This is a genomic window from Acinetobacter sp. SW-226 (assembly GCF_055632855.1).
The window spans coordinates 1,999,745-2,016,646 of sequence record NZ_CM145752.1; the positions used below are offsets into that span (position 1 = coordinate 1,999,745).

19 protein-coding genes are annotated in these 16,902 nt (G+C 39.1%); 11 read left to right on the forward strand and 8 right to left on the reverse strand.

Going from position 1 to position 16,902, the window contains the following annotated elements:
- Positions 1–31 precede the first annotated feature (31 nt).
- Together ACZ8ZH_RS09575 and ACZ8ZH_RS09580 are read left to right on the forward strand one after the other, a co-directional pair.
- The gene (locus ACZ8ZH_RS09575) at positions 32–445 is read left to right on the forward strand and encodes an HIT family protein (RefSeq protein ID WP_086209162.1); all 414 of its coding nucleotides are present in this window, start codon (positions 32–34) and stop codon (positions 443–445) included.
- A gap of 272 nt (positions 446–717) precedes the next feature.
- Entirely contained in the window at positions 718–1,770 is a 1,053-nt protein-coding gene (locus ACZ8ZH_RS09580; RefSeq protein ID WP_086209199.1) for a porin, read from the forward strand.
- Between the two features lie 436 nt (positions 1,771–2,206).
- Here the strand turns inward: ACZ8ZH_RS09580 and ACZ8ZH_RS09585 are convergent, their stop codons facing one another.
- Together ACZ8ZH_RS09585 and ACZ8ZH_RS09590 are read right to left on the reverse strand one after the other, a co-directional pair.
- On the reverse strand, positions 2,207–2,827 hold the full coding sequence (locus ACZ8ZH_RS09585; protein ID WP_119065053.1) for a YidB family protein: 621 nt from the start codon (positions 2,825–2,827) through the stop codon (positions 2,207–2,209).
- Between the two features lie 102 nt (positions 2,828–2,929).
- A complete protein-coding gene (locus ACZ8ZH_RS09590; protein WP_119065052.1) occupies positions 2,930–3,397 on the reverse strand; it encodes a DUF6231 family protein in 468 nt (155 codons plus the stop codon).
- A 34-nt stretch (positions 3,398–3,431) separates the two neighbouring features.
- On the opposite strand from ACZ8ZH_RS09590, the gene ACZ8ZH_RS09595 reads away from it, so the two are divergent.
- Positions 3,432–4,301: a DUF2797 domain-containing protein gene (locus ACZ8ZH_RS09595; protein WP_119065051.1), complete on the forward strand. Its 870-nt coding sequence runs from the start codon at positions 3,432–3,434 to the stop codon at positions 4,299–4,301.
- An 81-nt stretch (positions 4,302–4,382) separates the two neighbouring features.
- Here the strand turns inward: ACZ8ZH_RS09595 and ACZ8ZH_RS09600 are convergent, their stop codons facing one another.
- The 3 genes from ACZ8ZH_RS09600 to ACZ8ZH_RS09610 all read right to left on the reverse strand — a co-directional run bounded on the left by ACZ8ZH_RS09600 (position 4,383) and on the right by ACZ8ZH_RS09610 (position 7,288).
- Positions 4,383–6,248 carry a SurA N-terminal domain-containing protein gene (locus tag ACZ8ZH_RS09600; RefSeq protein WP_119065050.1) on the reverse strand — a complete coding sequence of 622 codons (1,866 nt, stop codon included), beginning with the start codon at positions 6,246–6,248 and terminating at the stop codon, positions 4,383–4,385.
- Positions 6,249–6,379: 131 nt separating this feature from the next.
- On the reverse strand, positions 6,380–6,652 hold the full coding sequence (locus tag ACZ8ZH_RS09605; protein ID WP_004697018.1) for an HU family DNA-binding protein: 273 nt from the start codon (positions 6,650–6,652) through the stop codon (positions 6,380–6,382).
- A gap of 168 nt (positions 6,653–6,820) precedes the next feature.
- Entirely contained in the window at positions 6,821–7,288 is a 468-nt protein-coding gene (locus ACZ8ZH_RS09610; RefSeq protein WP_110974930.1) for a phasin family protein, read from the reverse strand.
- Positions 7,289–7,481: 193 nt separating this feature from the next.
- On the opposite strand from ACZ8ZH_RS09610, the gene ACZ8ZH_RS09615 reads away from it, so the two are divergent.
- The 8 genes from ACZ8ZH_RS09615 (at position 7,482) to fdx (ending at position 13,674) form a co-directional block, all read left to right on the forward strand.
- Positions 7,482–8,129: a hypothetical protein gene (locus tag ACZ8ZH_RS09615; protein WP_119065049.1), complete on the forward strand. Its 648-nt coding sequence runs from the start codon at positions 7,482–7,484 to the stop codon at positions 8,127–8,129.
- A gap of 113 nt (positions 8,130–8,242) precedes the next feature.
- Complete coding sequence (locus ACZ8ZH_RS09620) at positions 8,243–8,716, forward strand: Rrf2 family transcriptional regulator (protein WP_004697011.1); 474 nt, start codon at positions 8,243–8,245, stop codon at positions 8,714–8,716.
- 1 nt (position 8,717) lies between these two features.
- Entirely contained in the window at positions 8,718–9,935 is a 1,218-nt protein-coding gene (locus ACZ8ZH_RS09625; RefSeq protein ID WP_119065048.1) for an IscS subfamily cysteine desulfurase, read from the forward strand.
- Between the two features lie 104 nt (positions 9,936–10,039).
- The gene (gene iscU / locus ACZ8ZH_RS09630; RefSeq protein ID WP_086209207.1) at positions 10,040–10,426 is read left to right on the forward strand and encodes a Fe-S cluster assembly scaffold IscU; all 387 of its coding nucleotides are present in this window, start codon (positions 10,040–10,042) and stop codon (positions 10,424–10,426) included.
- 37 nt (positions 10,427–10,463) lie between these two features.
- The gene (gene iscA / locus ACZ8ZH_RS09635; protein WP_086209208.1) at positions 10,464–10,784 is read left to right on the forward strand and encodes an iron-sulfur cluster assembly protein IscA; all 321 of its coding nucleotides are present in this window, start codon (positions 10,464–10,466) and stop codon (positions 10,782–10,784) included.
- Positions 10,785–10,906: 122 nt separating this feature from the next.
- On the forward strand, positions 10,907–11,422 hold the full coding sequence (gene hscB, locus ACZ8ZH_RS09640; protein ID WP_086209209.1) for a Fe-S protein assembly co-chaperone HscB: 516 nt from the start codon (positions 10,907–10,909) through the stop codon (positions 11,420–11,422).
- 37 nt (positions 11,423–11,459) lie between these two features.
- On the forward strand, positions 11,460–13,319 hold the full coding sequence (gene hscA / locus ACZ8ZH_RS09645; protein ID WP_119065047.1) for a Fe-S protein assembly chaperone HscA: 1,860 nt from the start codon (positions 11,460–11,462) through the stop codon (positions 13,317–13,319).
- A gap of 16 nt (positions 13,320–13,335) precedes the next feature.
- The gene (gene fdx, locus ACZ8ZH_RS09650) at positions 13,336–13,674 is read left to right on the forward strand and encodes an ISC system 2Fe-2S type ferredoxin (RefSeq protein ID WP_086209211.1); all 339 of its coding nucleotides are present in this window, start codon (positions 13,336–13,338) and stop codon (positions 13,672–13,674) included.
- A gap of 75 nt (positions 13,675–13,749) precedes the next feature.
- Here the strand turns inward: fdx and ACZ8ZH_RS09655 are convergent, their stop codons facing one another.
- From ACZ8ZH_RS09655 to ACZ8ZH_RS09665, 3 genes are all read right to left on the reverse strand, one after another.
- A complete protein-coding gene (locus ACZ8ZH_RS09655; RefSeq protein ID WP_086209212.1) occupies positions 13,750–15,213 on the reverse strand; it encodes an adenylate/guanylate cyclase domain-containing protein in 1,464 nt (487 codons plus the stop codon).
- 57 nt (positions 15,214–15,270) lie between these two features.
- Positions 15,271–15,705, reverse strand: a complete 435-nt coding sequence (locus tag ACZ8ZH_RS09660) for an HIT domain-containing protein (protein WP_004696995.1) — start codon at positions 15,703–15,705, stop codon at positions 15,271–15,273.
- A 247-nt stretch (positions 15,706–15,952) separates the two neighbouring features.
- On the reverse strand, positions 15,953–16,822 hold the full coding sequence (locus ACZ8ZH_RS09665) for an IS982 family transposase (RefSeq protein WP_470247925.1): 870 nt from the start codon (positions 16,820–16,822) through the stop codon (positions 15,953–15,955).
- Between the last annotated feature and the right edge of the window lie 80 nt (positions 16,823–16,902).

Sequence of the window (16,902 nt, forward strand, 5' to 3'; positions counted from 1 at the left end):
ATTCAGTTTAAGTAAAATTTAAGGAATAGACATGGCTTACGATGAGCAAAACATTTTTGCACGAATTTTACGTGGTGAACTTCCAGCCATTAAAGTATATGAAGATGACCAAGTTCTTGCTTTTATGGATATTATGCCTCAAGCAGATGGTCACACCTTAGTGATCCCCAAAACACCTGCTGTGACACTGCTTGATCTACCTGCCGATGCCGCAGCCTACACCATTCAAGTTGTGCAAAAAGTTGCAAAAGCCATAGAAGTTGGTTTAGATGCAAAAGGTATTGTTCTTATGCAATTATCTGGCCCTGCGGCTGGACAAACCGTTCCGCATGTACACTTCCACCTTATCCCAAGTTCTGTGCATGAGCTCGGTAAACACGCCCTACAAATGGGTGATCAAGAAAAAATCAAAGCGCAAGCAGAAAAAATTCGAGCCGCTTTGTAATTTTTCAGATCAAATCAAGGAGCTTCGGCTCCTTTTTTGATATCTAAAAATAATTAATATCAACCACATAAAACTCAAAACCACACTTTAACAATTTATCGCCGAAATGCCTTTGACTTTGAGTTGTTTAATATTTTTGTAATATTTCTTTAATATTAATGACTTATTTGTAATCAATAATGAGCGCCAAGAGACAGAAGTCTGATGGATAAAAAGACGACTGAATAACCTTTTATAGACGAATCAACAAAAAGTCTTTCTTGGAGCTACACATGAAAAAAACACTTTGCGCATTAGCAGTTGGGGCAACATTACTTACACCAGCTTTAACAATGGCTGCTGACGTAAAAATTTATGGCCGTGCGCATGTTTCTTTAGACTATCTTGATGATGGTGCTGACTACAACGAAGTTGGTATTTCTTCAAACTCTTCACGTCTAGGTTTCAAAGCTGAGCAAGAACTTGAAAACGGCATGACTGTATTCGGTCAAATTGAACAAGAAATTAACTTTGCGAGCGGTTCAGCAAATAGTGATCTTGAATTTGCAACACGTGATACTTTCGTTGGCTTAAAAGGTAACTTCGGTCAAGCACGTGTAGGTCGATTTGACAGCCCATTCAAAGCAGCACGTGGTCCAGTTAACTTCTTCGGCGACATGGTTGGTGATGTACGAAACGTAACACGTGTAGGCAACTTGAAGTTTGATGAGCGTAATGCAAATACCATCGAATATAAGTCACCTAAATTTGGCAATGGCTTTAATGTATTAGGTGCTCTTTCACTTCACGAAGCGAATAGCCCAGATGCTACAAAAAATGGCTCTAAAGACAAAGATAAAGCATACGACTTAGCTTTAACTTATAAAGAAGGCAACGTAGACTTCGCTGCTGCATACGAACACTATGAAGAAGAAGCAACAAGTGGCGAACGTGATGGTTTCCGTATTGCTGGCGCATATAAAATCACACCTGATTTTAACTTAGGTGGTATGTACCAATTTCTTCAACATGACAACTCTGATGCAAACCCTGACACGCAAGTATTCGGTGTAGCTGGTGAATATAAATTTGCACCAAAAACTTTAGTCCGTGGCGAAGTATTCTACCGTGATGTTGATGCTGATGATGCAAACTCAACATTACTCGCTGTTGGCCTTGAGCACCGTCTAGACAAAGCAGTACGTGTCTACGGCAACTTAGCAACTGTAATCAATGATGATAAGTCGAACTTAACACCATGGAAAGAAGGTCGCACAAACAGCGTAAGTGGTGTCGCAGGTGAAAATAGCCTTGGACTTTCTCTCGGTATGCGTTACGACTTCTAAGTTAAGCAGTCCAAAAAATTAAAAAAACACGCTTCGGCGTGTTTTTTTATCTGACAAGTTTGAATCTAGAAAAGGTTATTGCTGCATTAGAATTCATACTGATCAATCTAGAAATGACCTCATTTTCTTAGTTTTTGACTATTCACAACAGTAAGTAGAGTCTTACTATTTTAAATCAAATCTTCTAGACTCATTTTATTCCTTACGCAGTTTTTCTTATTTGCTAAATGCAATAAAGCAGGCTTGTCATTCGCATACCCTAGTTTACTGTGTCAGCGACTACAAAATTCATTAAGGGAATTAACATCGCCTTTAGACAAACAGTTGTGAATCATGTTTTTAAGTACCAGACACCTTGATGAATTTAAAAATCAAAAATACCAGTCAACTTCTTAGCTGACTGGTATTCAATACAGAGTTATTGTTCATGTAAAGCTTAACGTTTCAAGAAACCTGAAACCAAATTTAGAACTTGCTGAATATCTGCATTGGCCTCTTGTGGATTAGTTTGTCCTGCCTGAGGGGTTAAAGAATCAATGATCTGCGGTAAAACTTGTGAAATAGCACTATATACATCTTGTTTAGGCGCATTGACTTGTTGTGCAACCTGTTCTACATCAGCATCATTAAACAGGTTCTGTACCTGTTCTGGATTTACGCTGGCATTTTCTCCTGAGCCAGTCGATACCCAATCATCCACTTGACTGCTTAAGCCTTGCCCTTTGAGCTTATCTAAAGCCGCTTGTAAACCACCTTGCTGTTGAATCCACCCCAAAATCAAAGGCAATACAGCGATCAATAAACTTTTTCCACCACCTGAAAACCCAGAGTTCTGAGCATTTGACGTTTGTTGTGACTGCGCACCAGTTAAACCACCCAACACCGAACCTAAAATATCACCCAAACCACCCTGTGATGATTGCCCTGATGTATTTGTTCCAAGTTGTCCCAATACAGAGCCCAAAATTCCACCCAAACCGCCTTGTTGGTTTGACTGTTGCTGCCCTCCCATAGCCTGCTTAGCCAAGATTTCTATAATATTATTAAGGTTCGTCATCGTTTTATCCTTTGTAAGTTTTAAAACAGCATACGATGTTTAAATGAAGCCTACACGGATAAATTGTTAATTTTTGCTATGACTCAAGTCATATACGCCCTACTACCAACGAAATTTGTTCCAGTTTTCAGGGTTCGCCCAAAATTTTGAATTAAACCAATCTGGCACATGCTTATAAGTTAAAATATTAAACTGCCATAACGCAAAGTCTTGTTCGTGAGTTGTTTTATCTATGAGTTGAGTAAAGCCCAAAGCACGTAACAGTTGCTCATCGTGTAACTGACTGACCACCACAATCCGCTTTGCCATCAAATCTCTTAAACGCACCAATACTTGTGATTTTTGTTGCTCATTCACATTTTGCATTTCAATTGTATCCAAAAGCACGAAACCCAAGTCATAGCGCTGTGTAAAAGGCAGACTTAAAAAATCAGATACGCTAAAATATTGCCATTGAATAGATTGATGATGATCTGGGCTAAGATTTTGCCCAATGCATAATGCAGTTGAAATAGGCTGTTCTTGAGATAAATCGTCTAGCATAGAAGTAATGACGTTCAGTTCAGCCATAACCGCATCCTTAATATTAAGTGAGTAATTCTGTATGGAACTTCAAGGCATTTGCCATAAAATGCATGCAGGTCTTAAGGACCTTAGTGTAACTGATCAACATACACACAAGGCAAATGTTGAATATAAATTTATTTTAGATCGTTCAGAAGTTGACCTTCCTTTTAACTTAGGTCAAGAAATCGAAATCGAATGGACTGGTAAAATCTTCTGTGTCTCGTGCGGTGCTAAAACGTCTAAATCTTTTTCACAAGGTCATTGCTTCAAGTGTTTCAAAACTAAGGCCTCTTGTGACATGTGTATCATGAAGCCAGAAACCTGCCATTATCATTTAGGGACTTGTCGCGAAGATAGCTTTGCCCATGAAGTATGTTTTCAACCACATATCGTCTATTTGGCGAACTCAAGCGCACTAAAAGTTGGTATTACCCGGATTAGCCAAATGCCAACCCGTTGGCTTGATCAAGGAGCCACTCAAGCACTACCCATTATGAAAGTAGGCTCACGTCGCCTTTCAGGTCAGCTCGAAATCATGTTTGGAACGCAGGTTGCAGACAAAACCGATTGGCGTAAATTACTCAAGGGTGAAGCTGACCCATTAAACTTGATTAAAGTCCGTGAACAATTGCTCGAAGAGTTTTCACCTAAAATCCAAACCATTCGAGATGAATTTAGTCAGAATCTTGAGTTCAATGAAACGGTCGAAATTTTGGAAACCGAATTACCACGTGAATTTGTTTATCCAGTTGAGCAATATCCAGAGAAAATCAAATCTCACAACCTAGATAAAACTCCAGTCATTCGTGGCAAATTGCAAGGCATCAAAGGTCAGTACCTAATTTTGGATACTGGCGTAATTAACATACGTAAATATTCAGGCTATGAGCTCAAAATCCGTGCTTAAGCGTACTTCTCCTTAAGGCGAATTACTTCCCTTTAGATATAAAAAAACCTGCACGAATGCAGGTTTTTTTATTCGATATGATTATTTAATCTTTGCATGTGCTTTTAAGTATTGCACATAATCTTCTGACTCTTGCTGACCGCGAAGCTGTTGATATAGCTTAGAAAGCTCCGCCAACTGTTCATCCGTCAACGCATTAGACGTCGTCTTGTTTACATTTGATACTGCGACTACGACCATTTCAGTCGGCAATAATGCTGTTGTTACAGACCATTGCCCAGCTTTTGGCGTCGCTTGGCTAAATGCCGCACGCTCAACTACACGAGGAAGACCTTGCGAACGAATAAACACTTGTGGCGCAGTAAACGTTAAACCACTCTTCGCAACAACTGATGCCGCTGGTTGAGTTTTAAAGTCTTTTAAACTTTGCGCAATCTTCGCTTTCGCCGCTTCATACGCTTTTTGTTGAACTAATTTTGCTTTCACGCGTGGAGTTGCTTCTTGAAGCGTTTGCACACCTGCCGCATGGTAATCACGTACTTTGACCCAGACAACATCACCATTTGTAAGTTGAATACTACTGGTCGCGTTACGGTCACCGTTTTTAACGTCATCGTTAAACAGTTTCACTTTTACTGCTGCATTGCTTAATACAGGATGCTGTGTAGAAAGCATCATACCTTTGACAGTTTGAACTTGTACGCCTTTCACTTCTTGTGAAACCACATCCAAAGCATCAGAATCTACAACTTGCTCATTTAAACTATTTACAGTGTCTGAAAACGCATTGGCTGTTTTACTTTTTTGAACTTCAGCAGTAAGTCGTGCTTTTTCAGTTTCAAAAGATGGCAACTTCACAGCAGGTGTGTCAGTTTCAATGACATGATAACCAAATTCAGTTTTAACAGGTGCAGACACTTGACCGGATTTAAGTGATGTTACAGCTTGATCAAAAGCATCACCAAATGTACCTTTGTTATAGACTGCCAGTACACCACCATTAGACTTAGATGCCGTATCTTCAGAGTATTGAGCCGCTGCGGCTGCAAAGCTTGTGCCTGCTTTAATTTTTGCAACAACTTCTTCTGCACGCTTCTTCGCTTCAGCATCTGTACGCGTATCTACAGTAATTAAGATATGTTTCACCAAAGGTGCAACATTTTGCTTCTGTGCTTCAACAAACTGAGTATAAGCTTGTTGTAACTCAGTATCAGTGACTGGTGATGTCGTAGCAGGAACATTTGCAGGTGTTAACAACACATAGTCTACATCTACACTTGCTACTTGTTTAAATGCTGATGGATGTTGCTTGTAGTAGTTAGCAATTTCTTGAGCTGAAACACTGATGTTCTTTTTGTATTCATCAAGATTTATATTGGCAAACTGTACGGTACGCTGTTCTGTTTGCAAATTCGCAATCTGCTGAATATCTAATTTACTCACCAAAGCATAATCAGCAAAAGTAGAACGCATCATTTTTAATGCATGATCTTGGCGCAGATTTGCAACCAAAGCATCACTACTCATTCCAACAGATTGTAAATAGCTAGAATACCGTGTTTCAGAAAATTTTCCATTTTCTTGAAAACTTGGTTGCTGAGCGATCATCTGTTCAATTTGAGTATCACTAAGTGAAATGCCTAGCTTTTCCGCCTGTTGCAACAACAAGGTATTAGAGATCAGTTGATCCATTGCCTTATCTTTGATAAAGCTTTGATTCAATAAAGTTTCATCACCATTGGCATAAGCCAAGAACTGCTCTTTAAAAGACGCTGTTAGTGTTTCTAGTTCCTTTTCAGAAATATCTTGACCATTGACTGATTTTACAGCGTCTTTTGATCCGCTACTAAAATATCCTTCAATACCTACAAGTGCTAAAGGGGTCAAAAACAAAATGAGTAAGGCTTTGCCCAACCAACCCTTAATAACTTTACGAAAAGATTCCATAAGTATTCCAATATTTTATTTGCACGAGATTTTAACTGAAAAGTAGCAATGAATGAATGTGTTATCGTCACATTTTCTAATGTTTAATAAAAAACGCGCCGAAATGGCGCGTTTAGGATTTATTTAAAAGATTATGCAACAGAATCTTTTAAACCTTTTCCTGCTTTAAAGCTTGGTACTTTGCTTGCTTTAATTTCTAAAGTAGCACCAGTTTGTGGGTTACGGCCAGTACGTGCAGCACGTTCTTTCACATTGAAAGTACCAAAACCAACAAGTGTAACTGTATCACCAGACTTAAGCGCTTCAGTGATTGAAGCAATTGTAGCGTCTAAGGCCTTACCAGCATCAGTCTTAGACAAACCCCCTTTTTCTGCAATTGCATCAATTAATTCTGATTTATTCATGTGGATCGCGTCCTCTTAATATCGTTTATTTAAGGTCCAAGAGTTTAGTATAAATTACCGTAACGCCTTTATAGCAATGCTTTAGGTGAAAACGCAATACTCTGTATAGGCTTTTTTGGAAAATAAATCACAAAAAAACCTTGAAATTGCTACAAAAGCACAACCAGATCACTTTTTATTCACTTTTTCGTTTAACTTCTTATTTTCTTCAATCAAAACATCTATTTTTTCGTTAAGCTGAAGAATTAAGTTTTCCAAGTACTGGATATCTTTGACCGTAACTAAACCAATACGGTTCAAAGAATGATTTACACTCCGGTCTACGATCTTCTCAACCTTATCTTTAGTATCCGTAACCGATTCACGTGCCTTTTCAGATACTTTTTCAACTGTTTGATCTGCAATTTCAGTTGTTTTTGATTCTAGCTCCTCGCCTACTTGGACGAGTGAGTCAAACAATTTATTGCCTTCCTCTTCCGCACGTGAGAAAGCACCTAAACCAGCCAACCAAATTTGCTTAGTGTACTTTCTAAAATCTAAACTACTTTTACGGTGAAAATGATGCTTAGTTTTTGTTTTTTTTAATGTTTCATCTTCTTGCAAAATATCATCCAACGCTCTATCTGCTTTTTCCATTAGCACCATCTCCTGCATGATTTATGTGCAAAAACTTCCAAAAAATCTTATAGATTGCACTATACTAGCAAATATTGGACTTGATCGTTTTGCAAAACTGTTCTACAAAGCATCTTTATTACATTTTTTATTTTAAGTCTGAAGTTTTTGCGAGCAGGATGCTCATTTCAGGTCAGGATTTAGGTTACTACTTATGAGTGATTCTCAAAAAGAACACAATCAAACACATATGCTACTCACTATGCTAATGATTGTTCTTGAGACGATCTTTTCTCTTATTTTAAAACATGACCGCGTGGTTGCTCTACATTCAAAAAAGTTTGTTGAGCAAAATATTGCGATTAAAATTAACAGCTATTTACCTTACTTCGACATCTATATTACCTTTAGTGAACAAGGTATTTTATTTGATGCGAAAGCACCTGAAAAACCTGTCGATCTCGATGTGCGCACTACCCTAATGGATTTAATTAAAATTTTCGTTTTTGGAAATCGTCGCAGTATTAAAACCATGCGTATTGATGGCGACATCATACTCAAAGATGAGTTCAGAGATTTAATTTTACACTTTAGTGCCCCTAAAGTTTTAGCCGACTGGAAAAATTGGTTAACTGAACCAACTGATCCACAAAATGTGGTTACATCAAAAAAACGTATTGCGCCACTTTTAGAAAAAATTGATGAGCAACGCTCTAAAATCAACACCCTACAAGTTGAAGTGAAACAATACAAAAACCGTATTCGTCGCATGGAGCAACGCCAAAAACGTATAAATGTCACATTTTTACTGTTTTCTATACTTTTGATTAGCTTATTGGTATATAATATTTGGCTTGCATAACTACATAATATTTCAAGCAAATTAAATACGCATAATCATTATTAAAAAAACTTGACTATTTTAGTCAGGATTCTTAAAATCGGCACATCTAGTCTAATCATGTGTATCGAATCATGCGCTTAACAACTCGCGGACGCTACGCAGTGACTGCTCTACTTGATTTAGCTTTGCAGCCAACTGAACAAACGATCACGCTTGCTGAAATTGCAGCTCGTCAAACTATCTCTGTTGCTTATCTTGAGCAGTTATTTGCGAAATTAAAGCGCCACGGCTTAGTTTCTAGCATTCGTGGTGCCAATGGTGGCTACCATTTAGCTCGTCGCGCTGATGAAATTACAGTATTAGCAGTTATTGAAGCTGTAAACGAAACAGTTGATGCCACTCGCTGTGACCATAAAGGCAACTGCCAAAATGGTGCAATGTGCTTAACTCACGATTTATGGCAAGAACTCTCCCATCACATTGCCGACTATCTCGCTAAAATCACTCTTGCTGACCTTGTAGCACGTGACAACGTCCAAAAAGTTGCCATTCGCCAAAACACAGCACCTTCAGATTCAGCCCTTTTATCGGTAACAGGTATTTGACATGAAACGTCCAATTTATCTTGATTATGCAGCAACAACTCCTGTAGACCCTCAAGTCGCTGAACGCATGATGGAATGTCTGACATTTGACGGCACATTTGGCAACCCAGCATCTCGCTCGCATGCTTACGGTTGGCAGGCAGAAGAAAAAGTAGAATATGCACGTGAACAAGTTGCGAACTTGATCAAAGCAGATCCACGCGAAATCGTTTGGACTTCTGGTGCTACTGAATCTGATAACCTTGCACTTAAAGGCGTAGCACAATTCTATGCGTCTAAAGGCAAGCACATTATTACCAGTAAAATTGAACACAAAGCTATTTTAGATACTTGCCGTGAGCTTGAGTCTGAAGGTTTTGAAATCACTTACCTTGAGCCACTACCAAACACGGGTTTAATTACCCCTGAAATGGTTGAAGCAGCTATTCGTCCAGATACCATTCTTGTTTCCCTAATGATGGTGAACAACGAAATTGGTACTGTGACTGATGTTGCAGCAATTGGTGAAATCACTCGTGCACACAAGATCTTCCTCCATGTCGATGCAGCTCAAGCCGCAGGTAAAGTTGAAATTGACCTTTCAACTATGAAAGTAGACCTAATGAGCTTCTCTGCTCACAAAATTTATGGCCCTAAAGGTATTGGCGCACTCTATGTACGTCGTACTCCACGCGTTCGCTTAAAAGCACAAATGCATGGTGGCGGTCATGAACGCGGTATGCGTTCTGGTACACTTGCAACACACCAAATCGTTGGTATGGGTGAAGCATTTGAACTTGCAGGTAAGAACTTAGCTTCTGAACAAGCACGCATTCGCGTACTTCGTGACAAGCTTTGGAATGGCTTACAAGACTTAGAACAAATTTTCTTAAACGGCCATCCAACACAAAACGTTGCAAACTACTTAAATGTCAGTTTCAACTTTGTTGAGGGTGAATCGTTAATGATGTCGTTGAAAGACGCTGCTGTATCTTCTGGTTCAGCATGTACTTCAGCAACATTAGAACCTTCTTATGTATTACGTGCATTAGGCTTGTCTGACGAACTTGCGCACAGCTCAATTCGTTTCAGTTTTGGTAAATACACCACTGAAGCAGACATTGACCACGTACTTACAGTAACACGCTCTGCGGTTGAGAAACTCCGTGAACTTTCTCCACTTTGGGACATGTACAAAGAAGGTATCGACCTTTCTACAGTTGAGTGGGCTGAACACTAATTTTATCCTTTGAAGTCATTCACATACTGGATGACTTCATTGAAAAATCAAGTTTTAACCCCATATTAAATATTAACGCTGACCCCGAGGTTTGGAGACGCATCATGGCTTATAGCGAAAAAGTAATTGATCATTACGAAAACCCTCGTAATGTTGGTGTATTAGATAAAAATGCGGAAAACGTTGGTACCGGTATGGTCGGTGCACCTGCATGTGGTGACGTAATGCGCTTACAGATCCAAGTGGATGACAACGGTGTGATTGAAGAAGCACGTTTCAAAACTTATGGATGTGGTTCTGCTATTGCATCAAGCTCTTTAGTGACTGAATGGCTAAAAGGCAAAACCTTAGATGAAGCTCAAGCGATCAAAAATATTGATATCGCAACTGAGCTTGCTCTTCCTCCAGTAAAAGTACACTGCTCTGTGCTGGCTGAAGACGCGATTAAAGCAGCGGTTGAAGACTACCGCAGCAAAAAATCTAAAGCTTAATTGCTTTGCATTTTAAAGAACGATTAACGGAGTTTTCATGATCCATTTAACTGAAAATGCTGCAACTCATATCAGCAATTATTTAAAAAATCGCGGTAAGGGTGAAGGTATTCGCGTTGGCGTGAAAACTTCAGGCTGTTCTGGTTTAGCTTATGTGCTCGAATTTGTTGATTCAATTGATGCACATGACACCACTTTTGAGCAGTTTGGGGTAAAGGTTTTTGTCGATCCAAAAAGCTTGGTTTATCTCGATGGTATGGAGATGGACTATGTGAAAAACGGTTTAAACGAAGGCTTTGAGTTTAATAACCCAAACAAAAAAGGTGAATGTGGTTGTGGTGAATCTTTCACTGTATAAATCAAACCACAGGTTTGCCTTTTAGACATTAAAACAGTGTGTATTACACTGTTTTAATTGCATTTACATAGCGTGTTTTTGCTTTTGCAAGCACTCCAAATTTAGCGCGGAACCCCCTTCCTATGAATCATTTTGAGTTGTTTAACCTCCCAGTAGCACTCGATATTGATTTAGCAGCTTTAAAAGCAGAGTTTTTAAAGTTGCAGCAACAATATCACCCAGATAAAGCCCTCGATAAAGATCAAGCCCTGATTAAATCAAGCGAGATCAATCAAGCATTTAAAGTTTTATCTCAGGTCGATAGCCGCGCAGGATATTTATTAGGTTTAAAAAAACAAGACTACCATCTTGATCAATCCATCAACGACTTTGAATTTCTTCAATCCGCATTAGAAATTCGCGAACAACTCGATGAAGCACGTTCAGCAGATGAATTACAATCACTCAAAATTGACGTTCAACAATGGATTGACGGTTTAGTTCGTGAATTCAAAATTGATTTTGAAGCTGAAGATTGGGCCGAAGCACGTGATGATGTCCGTAAACTTCGTTTCTTTGTCAAAGTCATGCATGATATAGACAAAGCAGAAGATCGTTTTGAAGATGACGATAACTTTGATTTAGATGATGAATTTTAACCTATTTTTAATTTTTGACGCTCAAAGGATGTAACTCATGGCTCTCTTGCAAATTGCAGAACCTGGACAATCAAGTGCGCCACATGAACACCGTATTGCCATTGGTATCGACTTAGGTACAACTCACTCTCTTGTTGCCACTGTCCTTTCAGGCAAAGCCAAAGTTTTACACGACGAACAAGGTCGTGTCTTGCTCCCTTCGATCGCACATTATGGTACAAACCAAATTCAGTATGGCGATGAAGCAAAACCCTTTTTGACTTCCGATCCTAAAAATACCATTGTTTCGGTCAAACGTTTTATGGGACGCTCTAAAGCCGACATTAAGTTTCAACACCCCTACACTTTAGTGGGTGAAGATAATCAAATGCCCGCTTTTGAAACCTCTCAGGGCCGCAAAACCCCTGTCGAAGTGTCCGCTGAAATTTTAAAGCAATTGAAAGATCGTGCTGAAGCAAGCTTAAAAAATGAAGTCAATGGTGCAGTGATTACCGTTCCTGCATACTTCGATGAAGCTCAGCGTCAAGCAACACGTGATGCCGCACAACTTGCAGGTTTAAACGTATTGCGTCTTTTAAATGAGCCTACTGCTGCTGCAGTTGCGTATGGTCTCGACCAAGACACCAATCTTGCACATGATCATAACTATGTAATTTATGACTTAGGTGGGGGTACGTTTGACGTTTCCATTCTACGCTTTTCGCAAGGCGTGTTTGAGGTCTTAGCAACAGGTGGCCATACCGCATTAGGTGGTGATGATCTTGATCGTTTAATCGTAAAATGGGCGAAAAAAGAACTCAACATTGAGCAGTTCGACGATACTGAATATGCACATGTTTTGGTTGCTGCGCGTAAAGCCAAAGAAGCTTTAACAAACGCAGAAAGCGTACATTTGCAGGTGCTAGAGCATAGCCTGACTCTTGATCGTGCGACATTTGAAAGCATTATCAAAGTTGCTTTAGATAAGACGATTAGCGTGTGCAAACGCGTGCTCCGCGATGCCAAGCTTGAACTTAGCGACATTCAAAACGTAGTCTTGGTTGGTGGTTCAACACGTTCTTACGCTGTACAAAATGCTGTTCGTGAAGTGTTTGCTCAAGAACCATTGTGTACGATCAATCCAGATGAAGTTGTCGCAATTGGTGCATCAATTACTGCTAACCAGTTGATTGGCAATACAGCAGATGGGGCATTACTACTTGACGTCACCCCACTATCTCTCGGTCTTGAAACCATGGGGGGCTTGGTTGAGCGTCTTATTTCACGCAATACAGCCATTCCCGTTGCACGTCGTCAAGAGTTCACGACTTACCAAGATGGTCAGACTGCGATGCTGATCCACGTGGTTCAAGGCGAACGTGATTTGGTTGAACATTGTCGCAGCTTAGGTCGCTTCGTTCTTCGTGGCATTCCACCTATGACTGCAGGTCAAGCACGTATTGAAGTGACTTTCCAAGTAGATGCAGATGGCTTACTGACGGTTTCTGCCAAAGAAACAACCTCTGGCGTACATGCGCAAATCGACATTAAGCCATCTTATGGTTTGTCTGATAGCGATATGGAACGCTTACTGCTTGATGGTTACAAGTTTGCTGAAGAAGATAAAAATCTTCGCCACTTACAAGAAACCAAAGTCGAAGCCAAACGTGAACTTGAAGCTTTAGAACAAGCACTAAAAATAGATGCACACCTACTCACAAGTGAGCAGCAAGTTGCATTAAATGCAGCTAAAACTTCATTAGAAGCAACACTTGAAACAACAGAAATCAAGGCCATTGAATCTGCTGTTGAACAGCTTAAAATACACAGTGATGCTTTTGCAGCAGCACGTATGAATCAGCATATCGATGCTGCGCTGAAAGGCACAAAACTCGACGACTGGTCAAACTCAAACTAATTTATAGGTAAAGACTATGCCACGTATTAAAGTTCTTCCACATGCGCAAATCTGCCCAGAAGGTGCTGAGTTTGAAGTCGAGCAAAATGCAAATCTTTGTGAAAGCTTACTCAAAAATGGAATCAAAATTGAACATGCATGTGATATGTCTGCTGCATGTACAACGTGTCATGTGGTGGTGCGAAAAGGTTTTGACAGCTTAGAAGAAATGAATGACATTGAAGCTGATTTACTAGATCGTGCTTGGGGCTTAGAGCCTGATTCTCGCTTATCTTGCCAAGTGAAGTTAGTAGATGAAGACTTAGAAGTTGAAATCCCGAAATACACCATTAACCATGCGTCTGAAAATCACTAATTTTTCAAGCATTAAAAAAGCCACTCATTTGTAGTGGCTTTTTTAATGCCTCTTGTTTTTACAAGCATACCATCATTAATGGTATTCGTTTCTTTTAACGGTTTCAACGACTTCATCTTCAAGATTTAATTTCACAATACCTTGAGAATTCGTCATTTTTTGCTGCGTTTGAATACGTTGAATCATTTTTTCTAAAACTTGAATCAACTGCGGGTATTCAAAATTCTGCACCTCATCCAAATTCAGCAGTAAATGAAACCCTTTATATTCATAATCAAACCAGCGTTGGTAGTCTGATTTCTGAGATGTATATTTTTCAACGACTTGCCAAGTCTTCACAGCCCCTTTTATCCCTTTAAGGAAAATTGGTGCTTTCGGTGCACAAAGATAGTCATTTTTTACTAAATTATGCGTATCATCTGAAATTAAGATTTCATCCACTTGAGCTGCACTCTGTAAACGCGCTGCAAGGTTTGCATCACGCCCAACAATGGTATAAGCCATCCGATGTGATGCACCATAGTTTCCAACGTGACAATAACCCGTGGAAATACCCATACGAATGTGCAAAGGCGGATAACCCATTTTCACCCAACGCTCACGCAAAATTTTCATTTGCTGGCGCATTGCCATTGCCATTTCTAAGCAATTCTGCGCATCCCGCTCTACACCCTCAGAATTCGGATCCCCAAAAAAGACTAAAATGGCATCCCCCATGAATTTATCAACAGTACCCTCGTATTGCTTCGCAATCTCGGTCATGTGTCTTAAATAGTCATTAAGCAGGAATGCCAAATCATCAGGAATTAAGCTTTCAGACAACTCTGTAAAACCTTGAATATCTGAAAAGAAAACCGTGAGTTTTTTACGTTTATATTCAATTTTCGCTTCAGACTCACCTTTCATAATTGACTGCCACAGTTGCACTGGAGCATAGCGGCTCAACTGATTCGCAAATTCCATGTAGCGATTCATTTGATCGTAATAATGATTCTTGCGGCGATATATATCCTGCATTTGGTTGCGCTGATAATAACTACCCACACCAAAATAAGTAATCAGACACAAAAAACCCAATACGGTCAGCTCGGTACTGGTCGCTTCAAAATATTCACCAAAACCAAAGATAAAGATCAGAGATAAATAAAAAACAACAACACCAATCAGACTCGCCAAAGAAATCATGAGAAATGAAACTTTGTTGCTAATGGCGGTATAAAGCAGTGCAAAAATAGACAAAAAAGTGAGTACGATATTCAGATGAATTGCTGCCAAAATAATTGAAGTGACAACAATATCAATCACAAACATCACACTACGTCGTACATTAGTGTTGAAGCGATAGCCTAACCACCTTGAAAATGGTGGTGCGAACAATAATACAACCAATAACAATAATGGGACATAAATTTGATAATGCGTATCCGCCATCGTGTAGTGATAAACGATAGTCAATAGCGACAACATGCTATACCCCATCACTCGATGGAAGTATTCAAATTGTTTGGGTTCTTTAGATATCCAATCGTCTAATGGCACTGATTGTTCCCCATGATGCGCACGATCAAATCATCCCTGATTTGATTTCCACGTGAATTAGTCCATACGCCAATCAAACGGCATATCACCTTGTCCACGTAATGCAAGCATTAAAGTCTGGCGCATATGTGCAAGGACTTCATTGCTATAAGGAACAGCTGGAGTACCCCAAACTGGTTTTGGCCATGCAACATCGTTTTGATAACGAACCACATGGTGGAAATGAAGCTGTGGCACCATGTTACCCAAAGCAGCAACATTCATTTTATCAGCTCGGAATACGCGAGCTAATTGGCTTGACAACCAACTTGACTCACGTAAAAACTGTTCTTGGTCGGCTTGGCTGAGTTCATATAACTCAGTGATACCTGGCACGCGTGGAATTAAAATTAGCCACGGAAATTGCATATCATTCATTAAGCGACATGTTGAAAGTGGAAAGTCGCCTACAAAAAACGTATCTTGAGCAAGTTGTGGATGCAAACTAAACATATCTTTATAAATGATGCAAATTAGAATAATGGCTAATATTATCACATCCAATCGGAGGTGAATATTATAAGCAATGTGTTTCAATACAAATAAAATACGTTTTACTTTGAACTACATCACATTTATCACTTTAATAAATTTCATCAAAAAATCAAGTATTTCTTTTTGTCGTGCAAACACCTACGAAATACCTGATATCTGTATGAAATAACAGCAAATTAGAGCTACTAATTAACCCGAATCCTGTTTAAGCCAATGATTCCACAACCCGAATGATTGGCTTGTTTTGATGACATAATTGGTAAGCACATAAAGAGGCATAAATACCAGCTAAATAGCCTTCAACACTTCTCGCGTTACTTGTTACCAAATTATATTTCCCTTTGAGCAAACTAAATAACGTTTCTATTTTGTTGCGCTGCTTTAGGTAATATTCATCTTCTTTTGACAATTGAACTGCCTGCATGTTTTTACGATGATATGTAATTAAATCAATATCTTGTTCTTTAAGCCTAGCTTTTAGTTCATGACTAATATAGCCACGATCAGCATAAAGCTTTACTTTTAATCCTTCTACCAACGGTTTAACCATTTTGATGTCTGCTGTATGTCCATTAGATAAAACTGAGTTCGCAATCTCACCTGATTGATTCATCAGTAAATGTAGCTTACAACCAAAGAACCATCCCATTGAGCTTTTACCACGCGTTGCAATTGATGATATGGATTTATGTCGCTGAATACGCTGATTTTTACAGACTGGCAAAGTAGTTGAATCAATCCATAAATACGAACTTTGATGATCTTTCATCACAGCGAAATGCAAGGCATGTAAAGCGAGTTGATGTGTATTCACTAAATAAATCATGCGCTGATAACAGGGTAAACTTTTAAATAAATGGCTTTTGTCTTGTTTCAACGATGAGAAGAATGCTTTGAAGTTATTAAAATGAGAACATTTATACCAAATCGCAATGAAGATGATTTCTGAAATACTCAGTTGAGCGGTTCGAATTCTTAGACAATGGTTACATTCTTTAAGAAATTTCCAGTAAGTCGCTTCAAATTTTAAGAAGAAATCATCAATTACACAAAATAATTCTGTACTATCGAACATAAGGACTAGAGTTGTGAGTTTGGTGTGGTAACTCAACTGATAGCTCTAGTCCTCTTATTTTTCAAGTCAATTTCTTATCC

Bases quoted from the DNA above. Each gene is read 5' to 3' on its own strand.
- ACZ8ZH_RS09575 (WP_086209162.1), top strand. From the start codon at position 32: ATGGCTTACGATGAGCAAAACATTTTTGCACGAATTTTACGTGGTGAA.
- ACZ8ZH_RS09580 (WP_086209199.1), top strand. From the start codon at position 718: ATGAAAAAAACACTTTGCGCATTAGCAGTTGGGGCAACATTACTTACA.
- ACZ8ZH_RS09585 (WP_119065053.1), bottom strand. From the start codon at position 2,827: ATGACGAACCTTAATAATATTATAGAAATCTTGGCTAAGCAGGCTATG.
- ACZ8ZH_RS09590 (WP_119065052.1), bottom strand. From the start codon at position 3,397: ATGGCTGAACTGAACGTCATTACTTCTATGCTAGACGATTTATCTCAA.
- ACZ8ZH_RS09595 (WP_119065051.1), top strand. From the start codon at position 3,432: ATGGAACTTCAAGGCATTTGCCATAAAATGCATGCAGGTCTTAAGGAC.
- ACZ8ZH_RS09600 (WP_119065050.1), bottom strand. From the start codon at position 6,248: ATGGAATCTTTTCGTAAAGTTATTAAGGGTTGGTTGGGCAAAGCCTTA.
- ACZ8ZH_RS09605 (WP_004697018.1), bottom strand. From the start codon at position 6,652: ATGAATAAATCAGAATTAATTGATGCAATTGCAGAAAAAGGGGGTTTG.
- ACZ8ZH_RS09610 (WP_110974930.1), bottom strand. From the start codon at position 7,288: ATGGAAAAAGCAGATAGAGCGTTGGATGATATTTTGCAAGAAGATGAA.
- ACZ8ZH_RS09615 (WP_119065049.1), top strand. From the start codon at position 7,482: ATGAGTGATTCTCAAAAAGAACACAATCAAACACATATGCTACTCACT.
- ACZ8ZH_RS09620 (WP_004697011.1), top strand. From the start codon at position 8,243: ATGCGCTTAACAACTCGCGGACGCTACGCAGTGACTGCTCTACTTGAT.
- ACZ8ZH_RS09625 (WP_119065048.1), top strand. From the start codon at position 8,718: ATGAAACGTCCAATTTATCTTGATTATGCAGCAACAACTCCTGTAGAC.
- iscU (WP_086209207.1), top strand. From the start codon at position 10,040: ATGGCTTATAGCGAAAAAGTAATTGATCATTACGAAAACCCTCGTAAT.
- iscA (WP_086209208.1), top strand. From the start codon at position 10,464: ATGATCCATTTAACTGAAAATGCTGCAACTCATATCAGCAATTATTTA.
- hscB (WP_086209209.1), top strand. From the start codon at position 10,907: ATGAATCATTTTGAGTTGTTTAACCTCCCAGTAGCACTCGATATTGAT.
- hscA (WP_119065047.1), top strand. From the start codon at position 11,460: ATGGCTCTCTTGCAAATTGCAGAACCTGGACAATCAAGTGCGCCACAT.
- fdx (WP_086209211.1), top strand. From the start codon at position 13,336: ATGCCACGTATTAAAGTTCTTCCACATGCGCAAATCTGCCCAGAAGGT.
- ACZ8ZH_RS09660 (WP_004696995.1), bottom strand. From the start codon at position 15,705: ATGTTTAGTTTGCATCCACAACTTGCTCAAGATACGTTTTTTGTAGGC.
- ACZ8ZH_RS09665 (WP_470247925.1), bottom strand. From the start codon at position 16,822: ATGTTCGATAGTACAGAATTATTTTGTGTAATTGATGATTTCTTCTTA.